Below are 25,352 nucleotides of genomic sequence, written 5' to 3'. Positions count from 1 at the left end.
TACTATGACTAATGTGGGATTATTGTTTGTCGGTGCAGTTCTATTTATGAATTCACTAGCAGCTTTTAAACTCATTGATAGCAAAAGTGTAGGGTGCTTCAATTTATTTGTAGGGGCATTACAAACTTTGACACCATTATATTTATTATTTACAGGAAGTCAATCCGATGAGTGGACTATCCTATCTAATGGAACGATTTTTTTATTTGGTTTTACTTATTTATATGTTGGTCTTACGAATATATTAAAACTTGATTCTTCAGGTGTAGGTTACTATTCTCTTTGGGTTGCTATCATTGCAACGGTTATGGGAATTGTGAATCAATTACATGAGAGTGGTAGTCTGCAAAGTACAATAATTTGGTTCTTTTGGGCATTCCTTTGGTTTTTATTTTTCCTACAAGATGGATTGAAAAAGAAGATTCATATTTATGTAGGTATTGTTTGCTTCGTTGAATCTTGGATTACTGCAACAGTACCAGCTCTGTTAACACTTACAAATCATACCGGCGTGTTAAATAATTTTGTAATTATTTTAGCGACTATTATAACGATTGTAGTTTTTATTATGGCACTTTTCTTTTTCAAGAGTATTCAATTTAAAGTAGAAAGGGTTAGTAACTATGTGGAAAAGTGAACTGAAAAAGGCAACTAACTTTTTTGTTATTATTATATTTCTTCATGTGCTTGGAATTTTCTTATTATTACCGGCACTGTATAACGGTAATAGCATAATCGGAATGGCTATTATTGCATATTCTTTAGGATTGCGTCATGCGTTTGATAGTGATCATATTGTCGCAATTGATAATACTGTTCGGAAATTAATTGAAAAAGGTAAAAACTCACAGGGGGTGGGATTTTACTTCTCATTAGGACACTCTACGGTAGTATTTGTGATGATTGTATTAATTGCTTTAATTGGAAAAACAGCAAAACATGGAATGGAGAGCTTTTCAACTATAGGCGGTATTATGGGTACAATCGTTTCTAGTACATTCCTTATCATTATCGGTCTTACCAATCTGTTGTACCTTATTAAAGTGTTGCGAAGCCACGAGGACAAACAGCCAGAAAATTTAGGGTTTATATACCGTTTCACACAGCGCTTATTTACGTTTATTGATAGTCAGAAGCAATTGTATATGATTGGTTTTTTATTTGGACTTGGTTTTGATACAGCGAGTGAAATTGGATTAATTGCTCTTTCTACAGTAACTGCAACAAGTCAATCTATTCCACTTGTAAGTATATTTGCTTTCCCCATTTTGTTTGCTGCAGGAATGTCATTGATGGATACATTAGATAGTACATTCATGAATACGAATTATAAGTGGGCAATGGAAAATAGTCGAATAAGAAATTCATATAATGTATTAATTACCTCAATATCTGTTATTACGGCTTTTTTAATAGGGGGATATCAACTATTATCTTTGCTTATTGAAAGCTATAATTTACAGGGACCGTTTTGGAATCTCATACAGGTAGTTAATTTTGATTATCTGGGTATATGTCTTGTTGTATTCTTTATTATTTCTCTTATTGTTTTTGTTGTATGGAATAGAAATGCTTTTAAAGAACCGCTTACAAAGAGTATAGAGAAATAAAAATATATCATATGTTATTTGGTTCATTATGTATATAAAGTAAAATAAAAACACGTGAGATGAAAATTCATCTCACGTGTTTTTTATTATTTATGTTCCTTATATTCATGTGCTTTTTCTTTCACATTACCAACTGTATCTTTAGCAGTGCCTTTCACCTTATCCCATTTTCCTTCAGCTTGTAATTTCTTATTGTCAGTTACTTTCCCAACAACTTCTTTTACTTCACCTTTTACCTTATCAATGGCACCTTCTACTTTTTCTTTTAAACCGTGTTCATGCTTAGTCATACATTTCTCCTCCTTGTAGTTTGATTAGAATTCTCTTTTCATAGTGCAAGTTGAATGATGTATCTAGTAATAGCGTAACAAATCTAGTTTGAATATTCAAATGATTAATAGGATAGAAAAGGAATTGTCATAAAATGTTTAAAAATGTAACGGAAGGAGAAAGAAAGTAAATTATAATATGTCTTTTGCAGTCCATATTGATTTTGTATAAGCAATTTTCATATGGGCACGTTCCATGTTATTTTGACTGCCACTACCAAAACGAGCTTGTCCAACTATTAAATGACAGTTTGTCGCTATAGCTTTTTCTATTCGTTTTTGAATTAATGCAGTATGACAGCCTTTACGCTGAAATTCTGGCAAAGTAGCAGAAGCAGCTAATGAAGCAATCCCATTATTTATGTACAGGACACCAATGCCTGCAGGAGTATTTTGAACTTCAGCTATGAAAAAATACCATCCTGGTTCATTGTAAAGAATTTCATTATTTTGGCGCACGCTATCTTTTGTAAAGGATGGCATATTAAATCCACGTACATATATGTCTGCAAAAATATCAAATTCATTTTCTTTTAGTTTGCGTACTGAAATGTTAGAAGGAAGAAGGGATGAATCTTCTTTCGGTTTATTAAATAAAGCGGTATGGAAGCTAGATTGATAAAACCCTTTTTGAGATAAGTATTGAAATAATTCAGTTGTACCTTGTGCTGGGGTAATTTCAAAACGACAAGGGATTTGTAGTGATTCATAATAAGAAATGATTGCATCAATCGCATCTGCATTTGTAATACCTTTTACCGTATTAAAAGCAGGACCAGCAATTATTTTTGATGAAAAGGCAATGGCACTACCGAATTTTTTCATTTGCACTTGCATTGGGTTTCCGCTCATTGTTTGTAGTCTTTCTAATCTAGAAGAGAGCATATCAATTTCTGCATTTTCAATTTCTGTTGCTATATCGAGTGTCATAATAGTAGTCATAAAATTCCTCCGTTAATAAATATATTTCATAGTACATATACGATTTTTGTTTTGAGATTCCTGTTGAAATGTGAGAGAATAAGAGGTTTTTTGGAAGGGAAATGGAAGTGAACTGTCGAAGGGAGTGGAAACAGATTAAAGGTGGTGCTCTCATGAAACAAAAAGCCGTGCAGACATGCTCTAATTGTGGTTCTCAAAACATAGGAGAAGGTGAGTTTGTCGGATATGCACAAATACGGAAAAAGGAAACGATGTTCACATCTTCACCGGTGGATGCTTATATTTGTACAGATTGCGGGAATATTCTTTTATTAAAAGTACGACATTATGAAAAGTTTAAGCAGAAGCCGTTATGATTATTGAGTAGTGGTTTTATTGGGGTAGTTAATAAGAGTAATATTTTACATATATATGAGTATGCCTCAGGTAAAGAGATGAAAACATATACTGTACATAGTTCGTTATATGACACATAAAAATATATAGAAGAAATTGTGAGGCAATAGGAGGAAGAAAAAACAGCTCCTCTTGGAATATTTCATATTTAAAACTCCTTTAAATGAATAAAGGAGTTTTTTGATTTTTTTATAACAATAATTACCTTTAATTGTTATAATTGGTTATTAAGAGAGGGTGGTTTATTAACGACATAATCATAGAAGAAAAATAGCTAAATCGTATATGAAAACCGCTATATAACACAATTGCAACCGTAAGTTGACAAATTGCAACCGCAGGAAGATAGAGATAAGGGCAATGTTTACATACAATTTAGTTAAGAAAACGAAGGGGGACACACATATGGGATTTGGTGAGAAGCTTTTTAAATTAAGAAAAGAAAAGGGTCTTTCTCAAGAAGCATTAGCCGAGAAATTAAACACAACAAGGCAAGCGGTTAGTAAATGGGAAAACGGTCAAGGTTTTCCTGAAACTGAAAAGTTAATAATGATTGGAAATGTATTTGAAGTATCACTTGACTATTTATTAAAAGAAACTGCTGAGCAAAGTAACGAAAAGGAAAATGGTTATTATGTAAGTAAGGAAATGGCGGAAGGGTATGTAGTGTATGGGCAAAAAATTTCTAAATATATTGCGTTAGGGTTTAGTTTGCTTATTTTATCTACAATACCGTACTTGTTATTTAAAGAAAATGCAACAATGTCTACGTTTCTTGTCATTATCATTGCGGTGCTTGGGATTGGAGCAATGATGGCACCTGTAACGATAGAAGAGAGTCGATACAATGTATTGAAAAAGGAAGAACTACTATTTGATCAAAACTTTCTAAAAGAATTGACCAAAAGATATGTGACTATTAAGAAGAAGTATGCTGTAGTAATAATCGTTGGATTTTGTTTTATAGCAGCAGGAGCGCTACCTTTTTTATTTGAGAAAAAGCATATCACTTCAGGAGAATTAGTACAGTATCACCCTTATTGTGTTGTACTTATTGCTATCGGAGTTTATCTTTTTGTTCGTGTGTTAGGAGTATTAGAGGCGTATCGAATTTTAGTAGAAAATAAAGAATATAGTAATCGTCTTATTTTTAAACTGAAAAAGAAAATGAGAGAAAAAGTGGATAATTTGTAATAGGAGAAAACATATTTTTATTAAAAGTTAAGATAGGAGTGTAATAATGTCAAATCTTTTAGAAATTGAAAATTTAAGTAAATCATTTGGAAACAAAGTTGTTTTAAGAGATGTTTCCTTCAATGTACCGTCTGGGTCAATCGTTGGGTTCATTGGTGATAATGGAGCAGGGAAATCAACAACCTTTAAAACAGTACTAGAATTAATTTCTAAAGATAGCGGTACAGTAAAAATATTCGGTGAAGAAAATATAAATAAAGATATTAAGATTAAGGAAAAGATAGGAGTCGTATTTGATGCTATGAATCTACCGGCTCATCTTACAATAAAGCAACTACATAAGGTTTTTGAAAAGATGTTTGAATCTTGGGACCAAGATAATTTTTATAGATTAGTTAATACTTTCTCTTTACCTACTAATGAGAAAGTAGGTAAATTCTCGCGTGGGATGTCAATGAAACTAACTATAGCTGTTGCGCTGTCTCATAATGCCGAATTATTAATCCTAGATGAAGCGACCGGGGGGCTTGATCCTTCATCTAGGGAGGGCGTGTTAGAGGAATTAAAAAGTTTTGTGAGCAAAAGTAATGGTGGTATATTACTTTCTTCTCATATTATGAGTGATGTAGAAAAAATAGCCAGCCATCTTATCATTGTGAAAGATGGAGAGATTTTATTGAACGAGGAAAAGGATAAAGTTTTGAAAAGTTACTCCATTGTAGATGTTGATGAGGAACAACTAGCTTTAATTAACAAAGATATAGTTGTAGCCAGAAGGAGCCATGGTTCTTATTTCAATGTACTCGTATCAGATGTACATAAATTACCAAGTGGTATTGCTCATAGAACCATCTCAATAGAAGAAATGAGTGTCTTATTAACGAGGAGTGAAAAATAAATGAGAGGTTTATTATTGACAAACTATTACCTAGTGTATCGAACTTTCTTTATGTTCATGGGAATAGCGATATTGGGAGCCGGATTCGTTTTTTATTTTGGTGATGCTTCAATGTACCGTTTAATCGCTACGTTCATTATCTTATTTGCTGCAATTCCTGCACTTGAAGTTATTAAATATGAGAGTAAGTCAGGTTATGAAAAGTATGTACTTACTTTACCAGTTACTAGAAGTAATATTGTGGAAAGCCACTACTTTTTCTATTTTTTAGTTGTAATTATTGGCACTTTATTATCATATGGCATATTTTATGTATATGGTTTAGTTTCAGGCACACCAATTGATGATGGTATATTTAAGAGTGTTTCTTTAGGGACTTTCATCATTCTTAATGCCGGAGCAATAGCCTATCCACTTCTCTATGTTTTTGGAGCAGAAAAATCTGATGCTATTACAATTGGAGGCGCATGCGGGGGGCTTGTTATTTATTTTGGATTACAAAGTGTAATTGGGTATCTAATAGAACAATTTCCTATATCAAATTTAAATGAATCTGTATACGTTTCAATTCTATATATAATATTTGGCGTTATCATATATACCTTTTCTTTTTTTATTTCGGTATTTATATATCGTAAGAAGGAATTTTAGTATATTTTCTCATAGTATTTTCTGAATTATTTCCAAAGAAATAATTCAGAAAATACAGAAAAATGTCGTAATTATTTACAGAAGTCTGTTATAATAAACGAAAAAATGAAAACGCTTTAAAGGGGGATAAAACCATATGATGATGAATGTACCGCTAACAATTAGTTCTATGATGGAAAGAGCAGAAAAACTGTTTTCAAAGAAAGAAATTGTTTCACGGACACATGATACAGTTACGACATTAACGTATAAGCAGTTAGGTGAAAGGACGAGAAGGCTTTCTAGTTCGTTAAAAAAATTAGGAGTTAAAGAAGGCGAGCGTATAGGAACGTTAGCGTGGAATCATCATCGACATGTGGAAGCATATTTTGCTATTCCTGGTATTGCTTCCGTTTTACACACAATTAATATTCGTTTATCTCCTCAACATATTTCATACATTATTCAACATGCAGAAGATCGCATTCTACTTATTGATGAAGATCTCGTACCACTCGTTGAAAATATTCAATCACAATTATCAACTGTACAAGCCTACATTATTATGACTGATAAAGATGAACTTCCCAATACTACGCTAGAACCTGTATATCATTATGAAAAGCTATTAGAAGAAGGCGATCCAACTTTCCAATTTGTAAAAGATATTGATGAAAATACACCTGCTGGTATGTGTTATACGTCAGCGACTACAGGAAACCCAAAAGGTGTTGTATATACGCATCGTAGTACTGTATTACACTGTATGGCACTCGGCTTAGCGGATACAGCTGCTTTATCGGAAAGTGATGCGGCGATGGCAATTGTACCGATGTTCCATGTGAACGCTTGGGGGCTTCCTTTTGCAGCTACTTGGTTTGGAACTAAACAAGTTCTGCCAGGACCAATGTTTACTCCAAAAATTTTATTAGAGATGATTCAAGCTGAAAAAGTAACGATAGCAGCAGGTGTGCCGACAATTTGGCTCGGTGTATTACAAGAATTAGAAAATAATAGTTACGATTTATCTAGTATAACGAGAATATTATGCGGTGGTGCTGCTGCACCGAAAAGCGTTATTAAAGCATTTGAACAAAAATATAATGTTCCTTTCGTACATGCATATGGTATGACTGAAACAAGCCCACTCGTAACACTTGCACGTTTAAAAAGTTATGAAACAGAATTATCATATGAAGAGCAATTAGAAATCCGCTCAAAACAAGGATATCTTGTCCCTGGTGTCGAGATGAAAGTAGTCGGTACAAACGGTGAAGTGAAGTGGGATGGTACTGAGATGGGAGAGTTATGTTTACGAGCACCTTGGATCGCTGAAAGCTATTATAACGATGATCGTACTGTCGAAGGATTCCGAGACGGTTGGTTATATACTGGTGATGTTGTTACAGTTGATGAGGAAGGCTGCGTGAAAATTGTTGACCGTACGAAAGATGTTATTAAAAGCGGAGGTGAGTGGATTTCTTCAGTTGATCTTGAAAATGCATTAATGGCACATGATGCTATATTTGAAGCAGCTGTCGTTGCGGTTCCTCATCCGCAGTGGCAAGAGCGACCAATTGCCTGCGTCGTTCAAAAGAAAAATAGTACAGTAACAAAAGAAGAAATATATGAGTTTTTAAAACCACAGTTTGCGAAGTGGTGGTTACCAGACGATATTGTATTTATGGAAGAAATACCGAAAACATCTGTTGGGAAGTTTTTAAAACAGGCGCTTCGGAAAGAACTTGAGCATTTGCATAAAGAGAAATAATTGAAAAAATATTTGTAAACCTATATTTAAAATAAGTTGACAAAGACTAAATAGAAAGATAATATAACTCCTATAATATGTTACCCGAAAAGTTTTTTAAGTTTACAAATAGGAGAAGCAAATATGAATACAAAAAACTTAGTTTTCGTCGCTTTATTTAGTTCTATTATGGGAGTGTTAGGGTTAATACCTCCAATTGCTCTTGCTATTACACCAGTTCCAATTACATTACAATCACTTGGTGTTATGCTTGCTGGTGGATTGTTAGGATCACGTCTTGGTGCGTTAAGTCAGCTTATTTTCTTACTTATTGTAGGAGTTGGAGCACCATTACTTGCTGGTGGACGCGGTGGCCTTGGTGTATTTCTTGGACCAAGTGCAGGATATTTACTTGGTTACATCATTGGGGCGTTTGTTATTGGTTATTTAATTGAGCGTTTACGTGAAGTTTCTATTATAAAAGTATTATGTATTAATATAATTGGTGGTATTTTCGTAGTTTATGTATTTGGTATTACTGTACAAGCATTCTTAATGGATGTTTCTGTATGGGAGACAATGAAAGTGAGTGCTGTGTTTTTACCAGGGGATTGTATAAAAGCAATTATTGCGGCAGTTCTCGTAACAAAATTACATCGTTCATTGAAACATATTATTACGCCCGCTTTAAAGAATGGAAAATATACAAATGTGGGATGATAAAGGGAAGAAACACGTACATTGCGTGTTTCTTTTTATTATTTTTGTAAAGAAAGGACGTCTCATATGAGTGTTACAAAAGAATACAAAAAGCATGCTTCTTTACAACCAAATAAAATAGCGATAAAGGAAAATGATAGAGTTTTAACATATAAAGAGTGGTTCGAATCAGTTTGTAAAGTAGCAAGCTGGTTAAATGAAAAAAAATCGAAGAATAAAACGATAGCAATCCTATTAGAAAATCGTATAGAGTTTTTACAACTATTTTCTGGTGCCGCTATGGCCGGGTGGGTTTGTGTTCCGTTAGATATAAAGTGGAAACAAGATGAGCTCAGAGAAAGAATTGAAATCAGTAATCCGGATATGATTGTGACAGAACGATATAAGGTAAATGATTTATTGCATGAAGAAGGAAGAGTAATTGAAATTGATGAGTGGAAAAGAATGATAGAGAAATATCTTCCTACACATTCCACTGTAGAAAGTTTACAAAATGCTCCCTTTTATATGGGATTTACATCAGGATCAACTGGAAAAGCAAAAGCATTTTTACGTGCACAGCAATCGTGGGTTCATAGTTTTGATTGTAATGTACATGACTTTCATATGAAAATGGAGGATTCGATTTTAATAGCTGGGACGCTCGTTCATTCTCTTTTCTTATACGGGGCAATAAGTGCATTATATGTAGGGCAAACGGTGCACATTATGAGAAAGTTCATTCCGAATCAAGTATTAGATAAGTTAGAAACTGAAAATATATCAGTTATGTATATAGTTCCGACAATGCTTGAATCTTTATATAAAGAAAATAGATTAATAGAAAATAAAATGAAAATTATTTCATCAGGAGCGAAATGGGAAGCTGAAGCGAAAGAAAAAATAAAGAATATATTTCCTTATGCGAAAAGATATGAATTTTATGGTGCATCAGAGTTAAGTTTTGTAACAGCACTAGTCGATGCAGAAAGCGAAAGAAGGCCAAATTCAGTAGGAAAACCTTGTCATAATGTGCAAGTTCGAATATGTAATGAAGTAGGCGAAGAAGTACAAAAAGGTGAAATAGGAACTGTTTATGTGAAAAGTGATCAGTTTTTTATGGGATACATAATAGATGGGATTTTAACACGGGAGTTGAATGCAGATGGCTGGATGACAGTGCGAGATGTAGGCTATGAAGATGAAGAAGGCTTTATATATATTGTTGGTAGAGAGAAGAATATGATTTTATTTGGAGGAATCAATATTTATCCAGAAGAAATAGAAAGTGTATTACATGAACACCCAGCTGTTGATGAAATAGTTGTAATTGGTGTGAAAGATAGTTACTGGGGTGAAAAGCCCGTCGCGATCGTAAAAGGAAGTGCTACGAAACAACAATTAAAGAGTTTTTGCTTACAACGATTATCCTCGTTTAAAATACCGAAAGAATGGCATTTTGTAGATGGAATACCTTATACAAATAGTGGGAAAATCGCTCGTATGGAAGCAAAAAGTATGATTGAAAACCGGGAGAAAACATATGAATAAGGCAGTTATTGTAGAGGCGAAAAGAACACCTATCGGTAAGAAGAATGGGATATTAAAAGAGTATGAAGTTCAGCAATTAGCAACGCCGCTTCTTACGTTTTTAAGTAAAGGGATTGAGAGGGAAATAGATGATGTCATATTAGGTAATGTTGTTGGGCCAGGAGGGAATGTTGCGAGACTATCTGCTTTAGAGGCGGGACTTGGCTATCATATTCCTGGTGTAACGATTGATCGGCAATGTGGTGCTGGTTTAGAAGCAATTCGAACTGCGTGTCATCTCATTCAAGGCGGGGCAGGTAAGTGCTATATCGCCGGGGGAGTAGAGAGTACAAGTACGTCACCTTTTCAAAAAAGAGCACGATTTTCACCTGAAATAATTGGTGATCCTGACATGGGAGTAGCGGCTGAATATGTTGCGGGGCGTTATAACATAACGAGAGAAATGCAAGACGAGTACGCTTGTCTTAGTTATAAGCGGACACTGCAAGCGTTAGAAAAAGGATATATACATGATGAAATATTTTCTTTTAATGGATTATTAGATGAATCTATAAAGCCAGAAATGAATTATGAACGAATCATTAAAAGAACAAAGCCCGCATTTTTAAAAAATGGTACAGTAACGGCAGGTAATTCATGTGGTGTAAATGATGGGGCATGTGCTGTTCTTGTAATGGAAGAGGGACAAGCTCGGAAATTAGGTTATAAACCTGTCCTTCGTTTCGTTCGTAGTGCTGTAGTGGGAGTGGATCCCAAACTTCCAGGGACTGGTCCGATATTTGCGGTGAACAAATTATTAAACGAAATGAATGTAAAAGTAGAGGACATTGATTATTTTGAAATAAATGAAGCATTCGCCTCAAAAGTTGTTGCTTGCGCAAAAGAGTTACAAATTCCGTATGAAAAAGTAAATGTAAATGGTGGGGCAATTGCGCTCGGTCATCCGTACGGTGCATCTGGGGCTATGCTTGTAACACGTTTGTTTTATCAGGCACAAAGAGAGTCTATGAAATATGGAATTGCTACATTAGGAATTGGAGGCGGGATAGGGATTGCGCTATTATTTGAGAAAGTAGAAGACTAGCGAGGTAACTAGTTTTCTACTTTTTGAGGAACATAAATGTTGCTACCAGGCTTCGCTTTCATTTCGTTCCAAGCAGCAATCGCATCAGCTTTTGCTTTCCCTTTATTATTTGGATCTTCGAAAAAGTCATGAGTAAAGCGATTGTATTCAAATTGTGCACCGATAGTTGTTTTGTATGTAGGGTCTTTTTTTCGTTCGTTTTCTTCATGCCAAAAAGCTACCGCGTCTTCATATGTTTTTCCAACATTCTCTTTGAAAAATTTTTGAAGAGCTACTGTAAAGCGGAAGTTTGTTCCGATTTTTTCTTTGAAAAAAGCACGAACATCTTCGCTACAGCGGTGATTGTTAGTAATAATCGTTTGAAGAGAAAGGTCTTTATACGATAGGGAATCTTTAGTAACCTTTTGAACAGAGCTGTTTTTTAAGACTTTCCCCGTAGTTAAATAATGTGAGATACAATCGGTTATTTCAATCTTAGAGCCGCTAGCTGGCAACCCATTCTCACGACAAAATGTTTGGAGTTCTGCTTTTAACCAATAATAGTTTTGGAAATCTTCAAGTGATATAGACTTTGTTAAAGGTGGACGCATGAATGTAACAACTACTTTCTTCCATAATTTTCTTCAATTATAAAACGTATGTTCTTTTTATGGAAGGGTTAATTTGTAAATATAATGGGAAGAGGAGATTACATATGGAAAATGTAATGCAAGTTCGTGTTACGGGAATTTTAATTGAAGGTGAAAAATTATTGCTAGTAAAGCAAAAAGTTGCTAATAGGAATTGGTCTTTACCTGGAGGAAGAGTGGAGAATGGTGAAATGTTAGAAGAGGCGATGATTAGAGAAATGAGAGAAGAAACGGGATTAGAAGTTAAAATTAAGAAGCTACTCTATGTTTGTGATAAACCGGATGCCAGTCCATCTTTATTACATATTACATTTCTACTTGAAAAGCTTACAGGAGAAATTATGTTACCCTCTAATGAATTTGATCATAATCCAATTCATGATGTGCAAATGGTGCCGATTAAAGATTTAAGTCATTATGGTTTTTCGGAAACTTTTATAACTCTTATAAGTGAAGGTTTTTCAAGTGCAGGGAGTTACCAAGGATTGAAACAAAATATTGGTTTGTAAGTATAGAGTAAGGATAGCTGTTAGCTATCCTTACTAAAAATGCTTTACACCGCCGACTGTAAAGAAGAAACAAGCTGATTTAAAAATTCATCTCCGCTCATAATTGCTTTCCCGCCACCGCGAGCACTCTTCTTATTTCCGCCACCTTTTCCTTCGATTGTAGGAAGAGCGTCTTTTAAAAGAGCATTCATATCGAGTGATACTGATTTTCCGCAAGCGAGAATACATTGTAGTTTGTCATCATTTTCGATGACGAAATACGTAATTGCATGCTCTTGTTGTTCTGTAATAATAGCGGAAAGCTTTGCGATTTCTTGCATAGAACGATTTGTAAATACTTTAGAAATAAGTATGTCAGCATGAATTTTTATAGGCTGTAGAAGTAGTTCATTTGCCTCTGCAAATAATAATTTTTCATTCATTGTTTGTATTGCTTTTTCGTTTTCTTTTTGAGAAGTAAGCAGTTGCGCCACTTTTGCTGGAATATCAGTTTCGCTACTGTTTAATTGTTTAGAAACATCTTTCATAATTTGTTGCTGTTGTCCCATTAATTTAAGTGTACGCCAACCAGCGATAAACGTTAAGCGTATACCACCTTTATTGCGCTCCCATCCTAGTACTTGAATAGGACCAACTTCACCAGTTCGTTTCGGATGCGTTCCACCACAGCCGTTGTAGTCAAAGTTTTCGATAATAACAACCCGTATATTTTCTGTCATATTCGGTTCTTTACGAAGTGGCAACGTTTTCGCTTCTTCTAAGTTCATCCACTGGATGCGGATTGGATGGTTTTCAAAAACAATTTTGTTTGCAATTTGTATTGCTTTTTCAACCATTTCTGCATGAAGATTTTCTGTTTCTAAATCAATTGTTACTGTTTCTTTACCAAGATGGAATCCAATTGTAGGCATGTTAAAATGGTCCCAAAAAGCAGCAGATAAAATGTGCTGAGCTGCATGTTGTTGCATATGATCAAAACGGCGCTCCAAATTGATTTTACCTTCTACGTCTTCTGTATGTAATTGTTCTGCAATGTAGTGACGAATTTCTCCGTTTATCTCTTCTACATTGATTACATTGATATCATTTAATGTACCAGTATCATATGGTTGTCCGCCACCTGTCGGATAAAATGCTGTTTCATTCAAAACAACGTATAAGTTACCGTCTTTATCATAATCTTGCTTTATAATTTTAGTAGTAAAGTCTTGCTTATAAGCGTCAGTGTAATATAATTTGTGCTCCAATTTTCTTTCTCCTCTCGCATTAACTAGTTTCATTGTAATGCAATTGAAATTAGTTTCCTAATATTTCAGAAGAAAGAAACTATTTTTAGAATTTTCTTGCTATAATAAGGGAAAGAAAATGCGGGGGTGGAATAAATATGTTATATGAAAACGGTGTAGATAAACTGCTTAGTTTAAGTAGAAATATTTCCGAATTATATCGAGAATTAAACGAAATGACCCGGATTTTAACGGATTGTAATCGAGAAAGTGTGAAGTTTGATCGATTATATGTAAAAGAGTTACTTTGGAAGAAAGAAGATGTAATAGAGAAATATGACCAGCTACTTGTACAACTTTGTATTAACGAATGCTTTGATCTAAAAAGTGTCATTACAGGGGAATATAAGTATACATATGAAGAAGTAGAAAACATAGTTTTACAATTTAATGAAAAGTATAATGTCGCAATCTTAATTAAAGATGTGTGTAAAGAATTACAGTTCACATATGGAATTGATATGGACATAACGAGAACAACTCGGGTATCAACAGCTCAAGTATAGAAAAAGGAAAAGAAAGCAGATCCTTTGCTTTCTTTTTTTTGTGAAAATAGAGAGAGTAGGTTTAACGATGAAGGGGAAGTTACAGCATATTCATCCGCTTGGAATGAGTATTATTTTAGGGACATTGTTTGCTAGGTTTGCAACTTCAATGAGTATCCCTTTTTTAGCGATTTATTTAACGACTGTTAAAGGTGTGTCAGCTGGAATGACTGGTGCTATTATAGGAACGAGTGCACTTGTTGGTGTTTTTGCTAGTTTTATCGGAGGGAATTTATCAGATCGATTTGGCCGGAAAACGATTATGCTCTGGTCCATGATCGTTTGGATTTTTGTGTTTATAGGTTTTTCACTTGCGGATCATGTTTTAAGTTTCTTTTTATTAAACGCTTTAAATGGATTATGTAGGTCGTTTTTTGAGCCAACATCAAGAGCATTATTATCAGATTTAACAAAGCCTGAGTATCGGTTACTCGTCTATAACTTACGATACGGTGCAATAAATGTTGGAGTTGCAATTGGACCAATTGTTGGATTACAGATTGGAAGTGCAAAATCAACAATTCCTTTTTTAGTAGCAGCTGGGGTATATATTCTATATACAGCTATATTAGCGTTCCAATTTAAGAAGTATCCAATGGAAAAAAAGAAAGTGAGTACAGAAAAACCTGTTACAATGCTAAATGCAATGCGTATATTGCGAAAAGATATAGTATTTTTAGTTGCTTTAGTCGGTATTATTTTGAGTAATTGCGGTTTTTCACATTTAACGACGACAGTATCTCAATATTTTGCAAATGCACATATATTTGAGGATGGAGTGAAGCTATTCTCATATATGCTCGCTTTAAATGCAATTGTTGTAGTGATCATCCAATACCCTGTTATTCAAATGTGCAAAAAGTATACTCCGTTAACATCAATTATGGTGGGGACTTTATTTGTGAGCGGAGGATTATTTGGCTTTGGAATAGTAGAATCTATGCTAAGTGCTGCCGTTTGTACAATTATTTTTACAATTGGAGAAGTCTTAATGTTTTCGATGACCGATGTATTTATTGATGATATTGCTATTGCGCATCTAAAAGGAACATACTTCGGTGCGATGGGCTTTTCGGGAATTGGAGCAGTAATAGGTCCGTGGTTTGGAGGAGTACTTCTCGATTACTACGGCTACCAAAATGGGTTTGTAGTATTTTCAGCACTAGCTATATTTTCAACTGTGGCATTTCCTGTGCTTTTAGTTACAAAAGGTTTATCGAAAAAAAGATATGATAGAAATTCTAATATAGAAATGCATGCGAAATAACATAAGCCCCAGTAACCACTGGGGCTTAGTTTGTATTATATTAACTCTTAATTTGAAAAAAGAACTTTCTTTTCATGCTTATCAGCAACTTCATTTTTGGAAATATGAATGGCTAAAAATCCGTTTTCTAAGCAGGCTAGCATCTTTTTATAAATGATAGTAGTAGGTAAAGGGATTGTTCGTTTTAAGGAAATGTTTTTATGAAGTATGCATATAGCTAGGCCTGTCTCTAACTTTTTAATGAGTACATTTTGTTCAGTGACATTTTGTACATCTGTTTCCAAAATATATTCTTCTTCGGTTTCGCAAAGGTCGATGTGAATTTGATTTGGAAAGCTAAAGTTACTATAAGAATCGGAACAAAATTGATCCATCCATTCTTCGAAACCATCAACATGAAAAAGACAATTCTTCTTTTTCTTGCCCATGTAAGACACCCTCCGTAAAATATCAATTCATATCATGTTATGCATGAATGAAACAGAGGTGAAGAATAAATGATGAAATACAAACATTTTATGTTGAATGTGCACGGTATGTGAATATTTTTTATTACATATCATGATGTGCATGTTTTTTTTGGCGTGAATGGTTACGGTTTTTTACTTTATGAGATCCGCTTAATGGCTCAGGTTGTCCTTTTTTTTCTTTAGATTCACGATTATTTTTGCTCATTGTATGTGACACCTCCTCTTTCTTTTTAGAATGAGAGAAGTTGACGATTTTATACGAGAATGTTTTTAGAAAAAAAGGTAAAGATAAAGGGGACTAACTATTATAGAAAGGGGATTATATAATGCCATATCATAAAGATAAGCAACAAGCCTTTCAAGCGGCACAGCAAGGAGTTACACAAGCAGAAAATGCATTTAATAATATTGTGAAAAATGACCCTAACTACGGTCATGATTTAAAAGAGTTACGCCAAGAGGTTCAGGAAGCATATGAACAAATTCAAAATGCACTAGAGGTAGCTTCAGAAACACAACGTCCACAACTTGAGCAATATGAAAATAATCTCCAAAATATAATGCGAAATGTAGATCAATTAGAAAAGTAAATGAGGTTGTTGTCTATTCGACAACCTTGCTGCTTTAGTGAACGTTATGCTAAAACAGAAAATTTTTCTATTAGTTTTTTCTTTGCTATGTGCAGTACATATATTTCAAGTGGAAAAAGTGGAAGCGAAAATGTTGCTCAGAAAAGAGTTAGAACCAACTGGTTATGTAACATGGGAAGTACCTAATAATGAAAAAATTATTGCAATTACATTTGATGATGGGCCAGATCCAACGTATACACCACAAGTTTTAGATTTATTACGTCAATATAAGGCTGAAGCGACATTTTTTATGATTGGATTTCGAGTTCAGCGCAATCCATATTTAGTGAAGCAAGTGTTAAAAGAGGGACATGAAATTGGAAATCATACGATGAATCATTTGTATGCGAGTAATTCGTCAGATGAAAAATTAGAAAATGATATTTTAGATGGAAAGAAATTTTTTGAAAAATGGGTGAAAGAACCTTTGCTATTCCGTCCTCCTGGTGGATATATTAACGATGCTGTATTTAAAACAGCGAAAGAAGCTGGTTATCAAACTGTTCTATGGTCATGGCATCAAGATCCACGTGATTGGGCAAATCCAGGGGTTGAATCCATTGTAAATCATGTAGTGAAAAATGCTAAAAGTGGCGATATTGTATTGTTACATGATGGAGGAAATGATCGTAGTCAAACGGTAGCAGCGCTAGCAAAAATTTTACCTGAGTTGAAAAAGCAGGGCTATCGATTTGTAACGGTTTCGGAATTATTACGTTATAAACATTAGAAAAAATCCCAAAAGGAAATAGACCTTTTGGGATTTTTCTTTACTGGTTCTTTTTACGTTTCTTGTTATTTTGTCGCTCTGCTGGAGTTAAAGGCTCGTTTGCAAATTCTTCATTGTAACCAGTTCCTTGTCCTTGTGCAGATGCAGCATTCATTCCTGAAATAGTATGATTTGCTTTTCTTTTACCCATTTTACTTCACCTCTATAACATTTTTTGTATGTTGAATGATGAGCAGTTCATAGTATGTATGAACTGTAAGTAAACCGCTGATAGAGCACTTTACTTTATGATAATAGTATTCATAAGGAGCATGAAAGCTATTCAAATTTAGAAACATAAAGAAAACTTATGATAATCTATAAGTTTCTTATTATTTACTTATTTAGAAAGTTGTAATAAGATATTATCGTAAGGTATTGAAAAGTTTGTCTACATTTTATATTCAGACAACTTAGTCACGTTTAACAGGGGGGAAACATAATGGTCAAACATAATCCATTTCAATCACGTGCAACTTTTGAAGTAGATGGAAAAACGTATCATTATTATGATTTGAAAGCGCTTGAAAATGCAGGGGTTGGCAACGTATCTCAATTACCATATTCCGTGAAAGTTTTACTTGAATCAGTACTTCGTCAAGTAGACGGACGTGTAATCACAGAAGAGCATGTTACAAATTTAGCGAAATGGGGAACGAAAGATGTGCAAGATATCGATGTTCCATTTAAACCATCTCGTGTAATTTTACAAGATTTCACTGGTGTTCCAGCTGTTGTTGATTTGGCTTCGCTTCGTAAAGCAATGGCAGACATGGGTGGGGATCCTGACAAAATTAATCCTGAAATTACTGTAGACCTTGTAATTGACCACTCTGTACAGGTTGATAGAGCGGGTACGGCAGACGCGCTTGCATTCAACATGGACTTAGAGTTTAAACGTAATGAAGAACGTTATAAATTTTTAAGCTGGGCACAAAAATCATTTGATAACTACCGTGCAGTTCCACCAGCTACAGGCATTGTACACCAAGTAAACCTTGAATATTTAGCACCAGTTGTTCATGCTGTGAAAAATGCTGAAGGTGACTTAGTTGCATACCCAGATTCATTAGTTGGAACAGACTCACATACAACAATGATTAACGGTATCGGCGTTCTTGGATGGGGCGTTGGTGGTATTGAAGCAGAAGCAGGAATGCTTGGACAGCCTTCATACTTCCCAGTACCTGAAGTAATCGGTGTGAAATTAACTGGCACACTTCCAAGTGGTACTACAGCAACAGACGTTGCATTAAAAGTAACACAAGTATTACGTCAAAAAGGTGTAGTTGGTAAATTTGTTGAGTTCTTTGGTAATGGACTAAAGAGCATGCCTTTAGCTGACCGTGCAACAATTTCAAATATGGCACCAGAATACGGCGCAACTTGTGGATTCTTCCCAATCGATGATATTTCATTAGAATACTTACGTTTAACAGGTAGAGATGAAGAGCAAATTCGTATTGTTGAAGAATACTGTAAAGCGAACGGTTTATTCTATACAGCAGACAGTAAAGATCCAATCTACACTGATCTTGTTGAAATTGATTTAAATACAATCGAATCTAACCTTTCTGGACCGAAACGCCCACAAGATTTAATTCCACTTTCAGATATGAAAGATGCGTTCCACAAAGCTGTTTTAGCACCAGTTGGAACACAAGGACTTGGATTTAATGAGCAAGAGTTCGATAAAGAAGTGAAGGTTACATTAGAAGATAAAGAAGTAACGATGAAAACAGGTGCAATTGCAATCGCTGCAATTACAAGCTGTACAAATACATCAAACCCATACGTATTAATCGGGGCAGGTCTAGTTGCGAAGAAAGCAATTGAAAAAGGACTTGTAGTACCTGAGTACGTAAAAACATCATTAGCACCAGGATCTAAAGTTGTTACTGAGTACTTAGATAAATCCGGTTTAACAACATATTTAGATCAATTAGGTTTCCAAACAGTTGGTTACGGCTGTACGACTTGTATCGGTAACTCTGGTCCATTAGCGCCAGAATTAGAAGAATCAATCGCAGCAAACGACTTACTAGTAACATCTGTTTTATCTGGTAACCGTAACTTTGAAGGTCGTATTCATCCTCTTGTAAAAGCAAACTACTTAGCATCACCACCACTTGTTGTGGCATATGCACTTGCAGGTACTGTTGATATTGACCTGAAAAATGATGAAATCGGTAAAGATACAAATGGCAATGCTGTTTACTTCAATGATATTTGGCCATCAGCTAAAGAAATTGAAGATGTAGTTCAAAGCGTTGTTACATCTGAACTGTTCAAGAAAGAATATGCACAAGTATTTAACAGCAATGAGCGTTGGAATGAAATCCAAACTTCAAACGAAGCTTTATATACTTGGGATAATGATTCAACATACATTCAAAACCCACCATTCTTTGAAGGTTTATCTAAAGAGCCAGGTGAAGTTGAAACGTTATCAGGTTTACGCATAGTTGGTAAATTTGGTGATTCTGTAACAACAGACCATATTTCACCAGCAGGTTCAATTGGTAAGCACACACCAGCTGGACGCTACTTATTAGAAAACGGCGTACAACCAGTTGACTTTAACTCTTACGGTTCTCGTCGTGGTAACCATGAAGTTATGATGCGTGGTACATTTGCAAACATCCGTATTAAAAACCAAATCGCACCAGGAACAGAAGGCGGATATACAACATATTGGCCAACTGGTGAAGTAACATCTATCTATGATGCTGCTATGAAATATAAAGAAGATGGAACAGGTCTTCTAGTTGTTGCTGGTAAAGATTACGGTATGGGAAGTTCTCGTGACTGGGCTGCGAAAGGTACTAACTTATTAGGTATTAAAGCAGTAATCGCAGAAAGCTTCGAACGTATTCACCGCAGTAACTTAGTATTAATGGGTGTATTACCACTTCAATTTAAAGAGGGCGAAAGTGCTGAAACATTAGGTCTTGTTGGTAACGAGTCATTTGAAATTCAAATCGACAAATCAGTTAGACCACGCGATCTTGTAAAAGTAGTTGCAACTGATTTAGATGGCAACGAAAAACAATTTGAAGTAGTAGCTCGTTTCGATAGTGAAGTTGAAATTGATTACTACCGTCACGGTGGTATTCTGCAAATGGTTCTTCGTGAGAAAATTGAAGAGTCAAAAGTGTCGAACTAAATAATTGAAATGAAAAATAAGGAAGCTAACAATAGTTAGCTTCCTTATTTTATGGAAAGGGATGAAACCATATGGTTTCATCCCTTTCTTTTTACTATAAAAATGGAGGGAACATCATGAAAGAATATAAAAGAATATAAAAGAATATTGTTACCATTACGACAGGAGAAAATATTAGTTATAGCAGCCATTTGTAGTGGAATTATAGCTGCTATTTTAAACTTGTCGCGTCCAATCTTCATGGGGGTAATTGTAGACAATCTTATTCAAAGGGAGTTAAAAAGTGCCTATTTATATACAGCTTTGTTTGCGGGTAGTCGCTTTTTAATGTGGACGAACAATCTTCTATTTGATTATATAAGTTCAAAAGCGAGTCAACATATATTACAAACGAAACATATAGAATTATTGCGTCACTATTTCTCATTACCGTTTGAAGAGAGTGAGAAGATCAAGCAAGGGGAGTTAGAAACTTGGGTCGTATCTGATATTCCGAACTTGGTCAGATTATATGGCTCTATATTAATAGAGTATATACACGCTATTGCCCAATTTATTGGAGCTTTCATAGCACTACAACATATAGATATACAGTTTATATTGTGGGTAACTCCGTTTTTATTTTTAAGTGCAATTGTTCCAATACTGATGGGAGAAAAGGTAAGGGATATTGCAAGCATTGCTCAAAACAATCAATCGAGTGTTGTAGAGATGGTGTCACAGTTTGTAAAGGGTATACAAGATCTACGTAGTTTACAAAAAGAAAAATGGGCCATTCGCTTATTTAAAGGAGTAACGGCACAATCTTATAAATCGGAAGTAAAGAAGACGATGATGCAACATAGCATTGGAGTAGTTGGAACAGTGATTGAAACAGGAGCATATATTGTTGTTCTCATTGTAGGCGCGCAAAAAATAATGAGGGGAGAAATAGAAGTTGGTTCACTTGTGGCAGTGTTAGCGACAATTGAGATGCTATTTTTCCCTGTCCGTTATGTGGGTGATTTGTTAATGATGACACAAGTAGCAGTCGCTTCGGCAAATAGAGTTTTTTGTTTTTTAGATAAACGAGCGGCAGATAGTAATGTAGAAAGAGCAATGGGGATGAGGATAGCAAATGTTTCATTTCAGGAGAATGATGGAGAGAAATTTAGAATTCATAATATTGATTTGCACATTCGTCCTGGTGAACTCGTTATTATTGTGGGAGAAAGCGGTGCAGGAAAAACAACGCTTTTAAAGTTAATAACGAGTTTGTATAAACCATCTAATGGTAGCATTGCTTATTATGGGAATGAAGCTCGTATGACTACAGTGTGGCAAGAACCACGTTTTTTCCGAACGACGGTAAATGAGAATATGTATTTCGGGGGAGAGGGTTTAGGAAATCAGTTAGAAAAAAACATGGAACTTGTAAATGTGAAGCGGCTTATTAGAGGATTAGCAGAAGGGATTCAAACTGTACTACATAAAAGCGGTGAAGAGTTTTCGGGAGGAGAAAGAAAACGTCTCGCACTATTACGAGTGATTGTTTCAAACCCAAATCTTATTATTTTAGATGAACCGACTGCAGGGTTAGATCCGGACAATCAAGAATTGATTTGGAATATGATTGAAGGGCTAGGAAGAGATGTAACGAGAGTTGTGACTACGCATGATGTGAAGAGGGCAATGAGAGCAGATCGAGTTGTTGTAATGAAGAATGGAGTTATTATGGAATGTGGCGATCCTAAAGAGTTATTAAATTGTAATTCATTGTTTAAAGAAATGCTAATAAAAAGATAAGAGCTATGTAGTGCTCTTATCTTTATTCAGTATTATTAAGTTGGTCCGTGTAGGACTCAGTATCGTTAGCGCTAAACTCTTTGACTAGAGTAAGTTGATTTGTATCTGGATTATATTTGAAAATCTTAATTGTATGTTCACTACTTAGTGATGGATTATATTCTTGAATAGCGAATGTATTTTCCGCAATTTGTGTCATATTACTGGTGGGAATATTTTCTATGGAATCATGATTTGTAGAAATTTCAACGACTTTTTCACTGTTGAAAAATAAAAGAACGATTACTAAAACAACTAAGGATATTCGTATATAACGAAGTTCTTTACTTATAGGATGTTCTCCCAACATAATCATCCTTTCTATAACTACTGTATAGTAGTGGTAGTAGTCGTCGTGAAGAAAGTAAGAACACCAAGGCCAGCTAATAGGATAAATGAGATTAAAGCGATATAGAGGCAAATACGTCCCACTCGCCTTTTTTCAGGATCTTTACTGAAGAGCGAGATGATCCAAGTGATAATGCCGATTGGGGAAAATATAAAACTAAGAATATATAATAGTATTTTTTCAAATAAATTCATAAAAACATCCTCCTTTTTGACATTTCTATATGTGCCGTTTTCTTCTTATTAAAGCTGCCGTTATGTAGGAAAGTACAGAATAAACAGTACTAGAAACGATCCAAGCATCAAAGCTTTGTAAAGCTAGGTGTATGTCAAATTCAGAGACGATAATGAAAAATATAAAAGGGACAGTAAAAGAAATAATAATAGCAGCCAATTTAAATTTGTATAGCAAACTGCTCAAACAAATACATAGTAATAGTAAAGTGAACGGGTTGATTAGCAATTGTAAAATACATATCACCTCGCCGGTTTCATATGTATTTCTAATTATATGGTAAAAAGGAAAATATTTCATGCGAATTACGAATATTTTGATTATTTAGACTGTGAATATTTCCAAGCTTGTCCGTATAAGCTAAAATAAGGTATAGAGTATTTTAGTGATTAAGTTATAAGAAGATAAATACGTTAGGGTGATATAACATGTGGCGGAAGCTTACGATTATTGTAGTGTTACTTTGTTTAGCGGGATATGCAGCTTATGAACAGTTTGGTAAAAAAGAGCAGGTGGTACAAGGGGAGCAAGAACAAAGTGAAGCTGCTATGAAAGAGATGATTGCAAGTAATGGTATTGAAATAGGGAAGAGTGCGCCAGACTTCGAATTAACGAAGTTAGATGGAACGAATGTAAAGCTATCAGATTTAAAAGGAAAGAAAGTGATTTTAAACTTTTGGGCAACGTGGTGTGGACCTTGCCAACAAGAAATGCCGGATATGGAGGCTTTCTATAAAGAACATAAAGAAAACGTAGAAATTTTAGCAATCAACTATACGCCTTCAGAAAAAGGTGGGGGGGAAGAAAAGGTAAGCAATTTTGCTAAAGAAAAAGGAATTACTTTTCCTATTTTATTGGACAAGAACATTGATGTGACAACAGCGTATAAAGTAATTACGATTCCAACTTCGTATTTTATAGATACAAAAGGTGTCATTCAAGATAAGTTTATTGGGCCGATGACGCAAAAAGAGATGGAGAAAAGGGTTGCTAAATTAAAATAATGGTGAAAAGGTAGAGGTGGAGAGTTCCCATTTCTGCCTTTTCTTTTTCAAGTAGTAATAACTTCATGATATGATGTAAGAAATATAATCGTTTAGAGATAAAGGAGTGTATGGAGTGGGGAATGTATCCTTACCGTTAGATTATGTTGTAATTGATTTTGAAACAACAGGATTTAACCCTTATAATGATAAAATTATTCAAGTTGCAGCGGTGAAATATCGTAATCATGAACTGGTAGATCAATTTGTTTCATACGTGAATCCAGAGCGGCCAATTCCGGACCGAATAACGAGTTTAACAGGCATTACTAATTATCGTGTTTCAGATGCACCGACGATTGAAGAAGTGTTACCTTTATTTTTAGCATTTTTACATACAAATGTTATTGTGGCCCATAATGCTTCTTTTGATATGCGTTTTTTGAAAAGTAATGTAAATATGCTGGGGCTGCCTGAACCTAAAAATAAAGTAATTGATACTGTATTTTTAGCGAAGAAATACATGAAGCATGCGCCTAATCATAAACTTGAAACGTTAAAACGAATCCTTGGAATTCGTTTAAGTTCTCATAATGCATTTGACGATTGCATTACGTGTGCTGCTGTTTATCAAAAGTGTGCAGCTATTGAAGAAAAAGGGAACCGAAAAGTAAATAAGGCTGTGCTTGATGAAACTGCGGTATACGAAGCGGTGAAAGAAATGCTTGTATGTAATAAACGTAATGTAGAATGGCTACGTTGTATGAACGTAGGAAGTTATTTAGATATAAAAGCTTTTTATCCAGTTATGAGAGTAAAGGTAAAAGGGCGAAAAAAATATGTATTAACAGAGATATTAGAAGATGGTGTGAAAGAAATATGTACAAGCTTAAAATGCGAACCAGCGTTAAAAAGTGAAGTTGGTAATACGAGAATTATGCTTAATAGCTTAGAGGATGTTATGAAATTAGAAAGTTATATTTTAGAACAGTATGATTTTGTATTACAGGCGCTTCATGATTATAAAGAAAATGAAATGAATGCAGATGAAAAGTTGAAAGAGTATTTAAACGTTATGGTATAAAAACTCCGTGTGCAATATATTGTACACGGAGTTTTTTTAGGAGTACTAAAACATAAAATTTTCTTACAAATCTGATTAAAGAGTTTTTCGTTTGCTCATACTATGTAATAAGAAAGCGAAGGAGAGAGGGTGAACAACATGAGAAGAAGTCGCCGTAAATCGTTTGAAGAACTTGTAAATGAAAATAAACAACAATTATTAAGCGATCGTGATGCAATTGATCGCATTGAAGAGCGCATTGAAAAACGTTATGAAATGAAACTTTTTAAGCAAGCTGAATAATTCTTAACACTAGTACGATACTAGTGTTAAGGAGGCGATAGTAATGGGTAATCCGAAAAAAAATTCAAAAGACTTTGCACCAAATCATATTGGAACACAATCGAAAAAAGCTGGTGGAAATAAAGGAAAGCAAATGCAAGATCAAACAGGTAAACAACCGATTGTTGATAACGGTTAAAAAGGAGAATGTTATCATTCTTCTTTTTTGTGAGGAAATGAAAGATGAGTTTTTAGCAGTAA

The 25,352-nt window shown here is 34.6% G+C and carries 30 protein-coding genes; 21 read left to right on the top strand and 9 right to left on the bottom strand.

Annotated features, from left to right (window positions below; genetic code table 11):
• The first annotated feature begins 4 nt into the window (after positions 1 to 4).
• Both JFU02_RS09045 and JFU02_RS09040 read left to right on the top strand, forming a co-directional pair.
• Positions 5 to 637, top strand: a complete 633-nt coding sequence (locus JFU02_RS09045) for an AmiS/UreI family transporter (RefSeq protein ID WP_000185991.1) — start codon at positions 5 to 7, stop codon at positions 635 to 637.
• On the top strand, positions 624 to 1,610 hold the full coding sequence (locus tag JFU02_RS09040; protein ID WP_097960578.1) for a HoxN/HupN/NixA family nickel/cobalt transporter: 987 nt from the start codon (positions 624 to 626) through the stop codon (positions 1,608 to 1,610). Before JFU02_RS09045 ends, JFU02_RS09040 begins: the two co-directional genes overlap by 14 nt.
• An 86-nt stretch (positions 1,611 to 1,696) precedes the next feature.
• On the opposite strand, the gene JFU02_RS09035 is transcribed toward JFU02_RS09040, so the two are convergent.
• Together JFU02_RS09035 and JFU02_RS09030 are read right to left on the bottom strand one after the other, a co-directional pair.
• On the bottom strand, positions 1,697 to 1,900 hold the full coding sequence (locus JFU02_RS09035; RefSeq protein WP_000160424.1) for a CsbD family protein: 204 nt from the start codon (positions 1,898 to 1,900) through the stop codon (positions 1,697 to 1,699).
• Positions 1,901 to 2,071: 171 nt separating this feature from the next.
• On the bottom strand, positions 2,072 to 2,881 hold the full coding sequence (locus tag JFU02_RS09030; RefSeq protein ID WP_097821039.1) for a GNAT family N-acetyltransferase: 810 nt from the start codon (positions 2,879 to 2,881) through the stop codon (positions 2,072 to 2,074).
• A 152-nt stretch (positions 2,882 to 3,033) separates the two neighbouring features.
• On the opposite strand from JFU02_RS09030, the gene JFU02_RS09025 reads away from it, so the two are divergent.
• The 8 genes from JFU02_RS09025 (at position 3,034) to JFU02_RS08990 (ending at position 11,083) form a co-directional block, all read left to right on the top strand.
• Positions 3,034 to 3,237, top strand: coding sequence for a hypothetical protein (locus JFU02_RS09025; RefSeq protein WP_000810192.1), 204 nt, complete (start codon positions 3,034 to 3,036; stop codon positions 3,235 to 3,237).
• Positions 3,238 to 3,682: 445 nt separating this feature from the next.
• Positions 3,683 to 4,471 (top strand): helix-turn-helix domain-containing protein, encoded by a 789-nt coding sequence (locus JFU02_RS09020; RefSeq protein WP_000505610.1) that lies wholly within the window; start codon positions 3,683 to 3,685, stop codon positions 4,469 to 4,471.
• Between the two features lie 46 nt (positions 4,472 to 4,517).
• A complete protein-coding gene (locus tag JFU02_RS09015; RefSeq protein ID WP_061665789.1) occupies positions 4,518 to 5,369 on the top strand; it encodes an ABC transporter ATP-binding protein in 852 nt (283 codons plus the stop codon).
• Positions 5,370 to 6,020, top strand: a complete 651-nt coding sequence (locus JFU02_RS09010) for an ABC-2 transporter permease (RefSeq protein ID WP_001214694.1) — start codon at positions 5,370 to 5,372, stop codon at positions 6,018 to 6,020. It abuts the gene before it with no gap.
• A gap of 136 nt (positions 6,021 to 6,156) precedes the next feature.
• On the top strand, positions 6,157 to 7,770 hold the full coding sequence (locus JFU02_RS09005; protein ID WP_061665787.1) for a long-chain fatty acid--CoA ligase: 1,614 nt from the start codon (positions 6,157 to 6,159) through the stop codon (positions 7,768 to 7,770).
• A 123-nt stretch (positions 7,771 to 7,893) separates the two neighbouring features.
• Positions 7,894 to 8,469, top strand: a complete 576-nt coding sequence (locus tag JFU02_RS09000) for a biotin transporter BioY (protein ID WP_086407552.1) — start codon at positions 7,894 to 7,896, stop codon at positions 8,467 to 8,469.
• Between the two features lie 66 nt (positions 8,470 to 8,535).
• Complete coding sequence (locus JFU02_RS08995) at positions 8,536 to 9,999, top strand: acyl-CoA synthetase (RefSeq protein ID WP_086407551.1); 1,464 nt, start codon at positions 8,536 to 8,538, stop codon at positions 9,997 to 9,999.
• Positions 9,992 to 11,083 (top strand): acetyl-CoA C-acyltransferase, encoded by a 1,092-nt coding sequence (locus JFU02_RS08990; RefSeq protein WP_086407550.1) that lies wholly within the window; start codon positions 9,992 to 9,994, stop codon positions 11,081 to 11,083. The genes JFU02_RS08995 and JFU02_RS08990 overlap by 8 nt, the downstream gene beginning before the upstream one ends.
• Positions 11,084 to 11,091: 8 nt before the next feature.
• Here the strand turns inward: JFU02_RS08990 and JFU02_RS08985 are convergent, their stop codons facing one another.
• Positions 11,092 to 11,673 carry a DUF6434 domain-containing protein gene (locus JFU02_RS08985; protein WP_061665785.1) on the bottom strand — a complete coding sequence of 194 codons (582 nt, stop codon included), beginning with the start codon at positions 11,671 to 11,673 and terminating at the stop codon, positions 11,092 to 11,094.
• Positions 11,674 to 11,777: 104 nt separating this feature from the next.
• Between JFU02_RS08985 and JFU02_RS08980 the strand changes: the two genes are divergently transcribed.
• The gene (locus tag JFU02_RS08980; protein WP_086407549.1) at positions 11,778 to 12,221 is read left to right on the top strand and encodes an NUDIX hydrolase; all 444 of its coding nucleotides are present in this window, start codon (positions 11,778 to 11,780) and stop codon (positions 12,219 to 12,221) included.
• Positions 12,222 to 12,265: 44 nt separating this feature from the next.
• Here the strand turns inward: JFU02_RS08980 and JFU02_RS08975 are convergent, their stop codons facing one another.
• The gene (locus JFU02_RS08975; RefSeq protein ID WP_201070795.1) at positions 12,266 to 13,468 is read right to left on the bottom strand and encodes an alanyl-tRNA editing protein; all 1,203 of its coding nucleotides are present in this window, start codon (positions 13,466 to 13,468) and stop codon (positions 12,266 to 12,268) included.
• A 137-nt stretch (positions 13,469 to 13,605) separates the two neighbouring features.
• On the opposite strand from JFU02_RS08975, the gene JFU02_RS08970 reads away from it, so the two are divergent.
• Complete coding sequence (locus tag JFU02_RS08970; RefSeq protein ID WP_000965149.1) at positions 13,606 to 14,013, top strand: hypothetical protein; 408 nt, start codon at positions 13,606 to 13,608, stop codon at positions 14,011 to 14,013.
• Positions 14,014 to 14,080: 67 nt separating this feature from the next.
• The gene (locus tag JFU02_RS08965; RefSeq protein WP_086407547.1) at positions 14,081 to 15,319 is read left to right on the top strand and encodes an MDR family MFS transporter; all 1,239 of its coding nucleotides are present in this window, start codon (positions 14,081 to 14,083) and stop codon (positions 15,317 to 15,319) included.
• Positions 15,320 to 15,366: 47 nt separating this feature from the next.
• Here the strand turns inward: JFU02_RS08965 and JFU02_RS08960 are convergent, their stop codons facing one another.
• The gene (locus JFU02_RS08960) at positions 15,367 to 15,747 is read right to left on the bottom strand and encodes an Hsp20/alpha crystallin family protein (protein ID WP_000516757.1); all 381 of its coding nucleotides are present in this window, start codon (positions 15,745 to 15,747) and stop codon (positions 15,367 to 15,369) included.
• A gap of 124 nt (positions 15,748 to 15,871) precedes the next feature.
• Positions 15,872 to 15,994, bottom strand: coding sequence for a small acid-soluble spore protein P (locus JFU02_RS08955; RefSeq protein WP_000042142.1), 123 nt, complete (start codon positions 15,992 to 15,994; stop codon positions 15,872 to 15,874).
• 121 nt (positions 15,995 to 16,115) lie between these two features.
• Here JFU02_RS08955 and JFU02_RS08950 point away from each other — a divergent pair, with 121 nt between their 5' ends.
• Entirely contained in the window at positions 16,116 to 16,379 is a 264-nt protein-coding gene (locus JFU02_RS08950; RefSeq protein ID WP_001146295.1) for a hypothetical protein, read from the top strand.
• A gap of 46 nt (positions 16,380 to 16,425) precedes the next feature.
• Entirely contained in the window at positions 16,426 to 17,151 is a 726-nt protein-coding gene (gene pdaB, locus JFU02_RS08945; protein WP_061665781.1) for a polysaccharide deacetylase family sporulation protein PdaB, read from the top strand.
• Positions 17,152 to 17,191: 40 nt separating this feature from the next.
• On the opposite strand, the gene sspO is transcribed toward pdaB, so the two are convergent.
• Positions 17,192 to 17,341, bottom strand: coding sequence for an acid-soluble spore protein SspO (gene sspO, locus JFU02_RS08940; protein ID WP_000518057.1), 150 nt, complete (start codon positions 17,339 to 17,341; stop codon positions 17,192 to 17,194).
• A 291-nt stretch (positions 17,342 to 17,632) separates the two neighbouring features.
• Between sspO and acnA the strand changes: the two genes are divergently transcribed.
• Positions 17,633 to 20,356: an aconitate hydratase AcnA gene (acnA, locus tag JFU02_RS08935; RefSeq protein WP_000238554.1), complete on the top strand. Its 2,724-nt coding sequence runs from the start codon at positions 17,633 to 17,635 to the stop codon at positions 20,354 to 20,356.
• 126 nt (positions 20,357 to 20,482) lie between these two features.
• Complete coding sequence (locus JFU02_RS08930) at positions 20,483 to 22,141, top strand: ABC transporter ATP-binding protein (protein WP_000666384.1); 1,659 nt, start codon at positions 20,483 to 20,485, stop codon at positions 22,139 to 22,141.
• Positions 22,142 to 22,163: 22 nt separating this feature from the next.
• Here the strand turns inward: JFU02_RS08930 and JFU02_RS08925 are convergent, their stop codons facing one another.
• Entirely contained in the window at positions 22,164 to 22,496 is a 333-nt protein-coding gene (locus tag JFU02_RS08925; RefSeq protein WP_080546860.1) for a YmzC family protein, read from the bottom strand.
• An 11-nt stretch (positions 22,497 to 22,507) separates the two neighbouring features.
• The gene (locus JFU02_RS08920; protein ID WP_001047913.1) at positions 22,508 to 22,723 is read right to left on the bottom strand and encodes a hypothetical protein; all 216 of its coding nucleotides are present in this window, start codon (positions 22,721 to 22,723) and stop codon (positions 22,508 to 22,510) included.
• A 468-nt stretch (positions 22,724 to 23,191) separates the two neighbouring features.
• On the opposite strand from JFU02_RS08920, the gene JFU02_RS08915 reads away from it, so the two are divergent.
• The 4 genes from JFU02_RS08915 (at position 23,192) to sspN (ending at position 25,290) form a co-directional block, all read left to right on the top strand.
• On the top strand, positions 23,192 to 23,767 hold the full coding sequence (locus JFU02_RS08915) for a TlpA family protein disulfide reductase (protein WP_000269065.1): 576 nt from the start codon (positions 23,192 to 23,194) through the stop codon (positions 23,765 to 23,767).
• 115 nt (positions 23,768 to 23,882) lie between these two features.
• On the top strand, positions 23,883 to 24,830 hold the full coding sequence (locus JFU02_RS08910; protein WP_000528752.1) for a 3'-5' exonuclease: 948 nt from the start codon (positions 23,883 to 23,885) through the stop codon (positions 24,828 to 24,830).
• A 138-nt stretch (positions 24,831 to 24,968) separates the two neighbouring features.
• Positions 24,969 to 25,112 (top strand): FbpB family small basic protein, encoded by a 144-nt coding sequence (locus JFU02_RS08905; RefSeq protein ID WP_001254699.1) that lies wholly within the window; start codon positions 24,969 to 24,971, stop codon positions 25,110 to 25,112.
• 43 nt (positions 25,113 to 25,155) lie between these two features.
• Positions 25,156 to 25,290 (top strand): acid-soluble spore protein SspN, encoded by a 135-nt coding sequence (gene sspN / locus JFU02_RS08900; RefSeq protein ID WP_000527987.1) that lies wholly within the window; start codon positions 25,156 to 25,158, stop codon positions 25,288 to 25,290.
• Positions 25,291 to 25,352 lie beyond the last annotated feature (62 nt).

Origin of the sequence: Bacillus sp. TH13 (assembly GCF_016651175.1) — a bacterium.
GTDB lineage: Bacteria > Bacillota > Bacilli > Bacillales > Bacillaceae_G > Bacillus_A > Bacillus_A thuringiensis_S.
Note: the sequence above shows the minus strand (reverse complement) of the source record. Positions and strands in the feature narration are given on the sequence as shown.

Coding starts and splice junctions, on each gene's coding strand:
- JFU02_RS08985 (WP_061665785.1), bottom strand. CDS start 11,673: ATGCGTCCACCTTTAACAAAGTCTATATCACTTGAAGATTTCCAAAAC.
- JFU02_RS09045 (WP_000185991.1), top strand. CDS start 5: ATGACTAATGTGGGATTATTGTTTGTCGGTGCAGTTCTATTTATGAAT.
- JFU02_RS08915 (WP_000269065.1), top strand. CDS start 23,192: ATGTGGCGGAAGCTTACGATTATTGTAGTGTTACTTTGTTTAGCGGGA.
- JFU02_RS08905 (WP_001254699.1), top strand. CDS start 24,969: ATGAGAAGAAGTCGCCGTAAATCGTTTGAAGAACTTGTAAATGAAAAT.
- JFU02_RS09005 (WP_061665787.1), top strand. CDS start 6,157: ATGATGATGAATGTACCGCTAACAATTAGTTCTATGATGGAAAGAGCA.
- JFU02_RS08950 (WP_001146295.1), top strand. CDS start 16,116: ATGCCATATCATAAAGATAAGCAACAAGCCTTTCAAGCGGCACAGCAA.
- JFU02_RS08980 (WP_086407549.1), top strand. CDS start 11,778: ATGGAAAATGTAATGCAAGTTCGTGTTACGGGAATTTTAATTGAAGGT.
- JFU02_RS09025 (WP_000810192.1), top strand. CDS start 3,034: ATGAAACAAAAAGCCGTGCAGACATGCTCTAATTGTGGTTCTCAAAAC.
- JFU02_RS08955 (WP_000042142.1), bottom strand. CDS start 15,994: ATGAGCAAAAATAATCGTGAATCTAAAGAAAAAAAAGGACAACCTGAG.
- JFU02_RS09030 (WP_097821039.1), bottom strand. CDS start 2,881: ATGACTACTATTATGACACTCGATATAGCAACAGAAATTGAAAATGCA.
- JFU02_RS09020 (WP_000505610.1), top strand. CDS start 3,683: ATGGGATTTGGTGAGAAGCTTTTTAAATTAAGAAAAGAAAAGGGTCTT.
- sspO (WP_000518057.1), bottom strand. CDS start 17,341: ATGGGTAAAAGAAAAGCAAATCATACTATTTCAGGAATGAATGCTGCA.
- JFU02_RS08960 (WP_000516757.1), bottom strand. CDS start 15,747: ATGGGCAAGAAAAAGAAGAATTGTCTTTTTCATGTTGATGGTTTCGAA.
- pdaB (WP_061665781.1), top strand. CDS start 16,426: ATGCTAAAACAGAAAATTTTTCTATTAGTTTTTTCTTTGCTATGTGCA.
- JFU02_RS08995 (WP_086407551.1), top strand. CDS start 8,536: ATGAGTGTTACAAAAGAATACAAAAAGCATGCTTCTTTACAACCAAAT.
- JFU02_RS08970 (WP_000965149.1), top strand. CDS start 13,606: ATGTTATATGAAAACGGTGTAGATAAACTGCTTAGTTTAAGTAGAAAT.
- JFU02_RS08925 (WP_080546860.1), bottom strand. CDS start 22,496: ATGATTATGTTGGGAGAACATCCTATAAGTAAAGAACTTCGTTATATA.
- JFU02_RS08920 (WP_001047913.1), bottom strand. CDS start 22,723: ATGAATTTATTTGAAAAAATACTATTATATATTCTTAGTTTTATATTT.
- JFU02_RS09015 (WP_061665789.1), top strand. CDS start 4,518: ATGTCAAATCTTTTAGAAATTGAAAATTTAAGTAAATCATTTGGAAAC.
- JFU02_RS08990 (WP_086407550.1), top strand. CDS start 9,992: ATGAATAAGGCAGTTATTGTAGAGGCGAAAAGAACACCTATCGGTAAG.
- JFU02_RS09010 (WP_001214694.1), top strand. CDS start 5,370: ATGAGAGGTTTATTATTGACAAACTATTACCTAGTGTATCGAACTTTC.
- JFU02_RS09040 (WP_097960578.1), top strand. CDS start 624: ATGTGGAAAAGTGAACTGAAAAAGGCAACTAACTTTTTTGTTATTATT.
- JFU02_RS09035 (WP_000160424.1), bottom strand. CDS start 1,900: ATGACTAAGCATGAACACGGTTTAAAAGAAAAAGTAGAAGGTGCCATT.
- acnA (WP_000238554.1), top strand. CDS start 17,633: ATGGTCAAACATAATCCATTTCAATCACGTGCAACTTTTGAAGTAGAT.
- sspN (WP_000527987.1), top strand. CDS start 25,156: ATGGGTAATCCGAAAAAAAATTCAAAAGACTTTGCACCAAATCATATT.
- JFU02_RS09000 (WP_086407552.1), top strand. CDS start 7,894: ATGAATACAAAAAACTTAGTTTTCGTCGCTTTATTTAGTTCTATTATG.
- JFU02_RS08965 (WP_086407547.1), top strand. CDS start 14,081: ATGAAGGGGAAGTTACAGCATATTCATCCGCTTGGAATGAGTATTATT.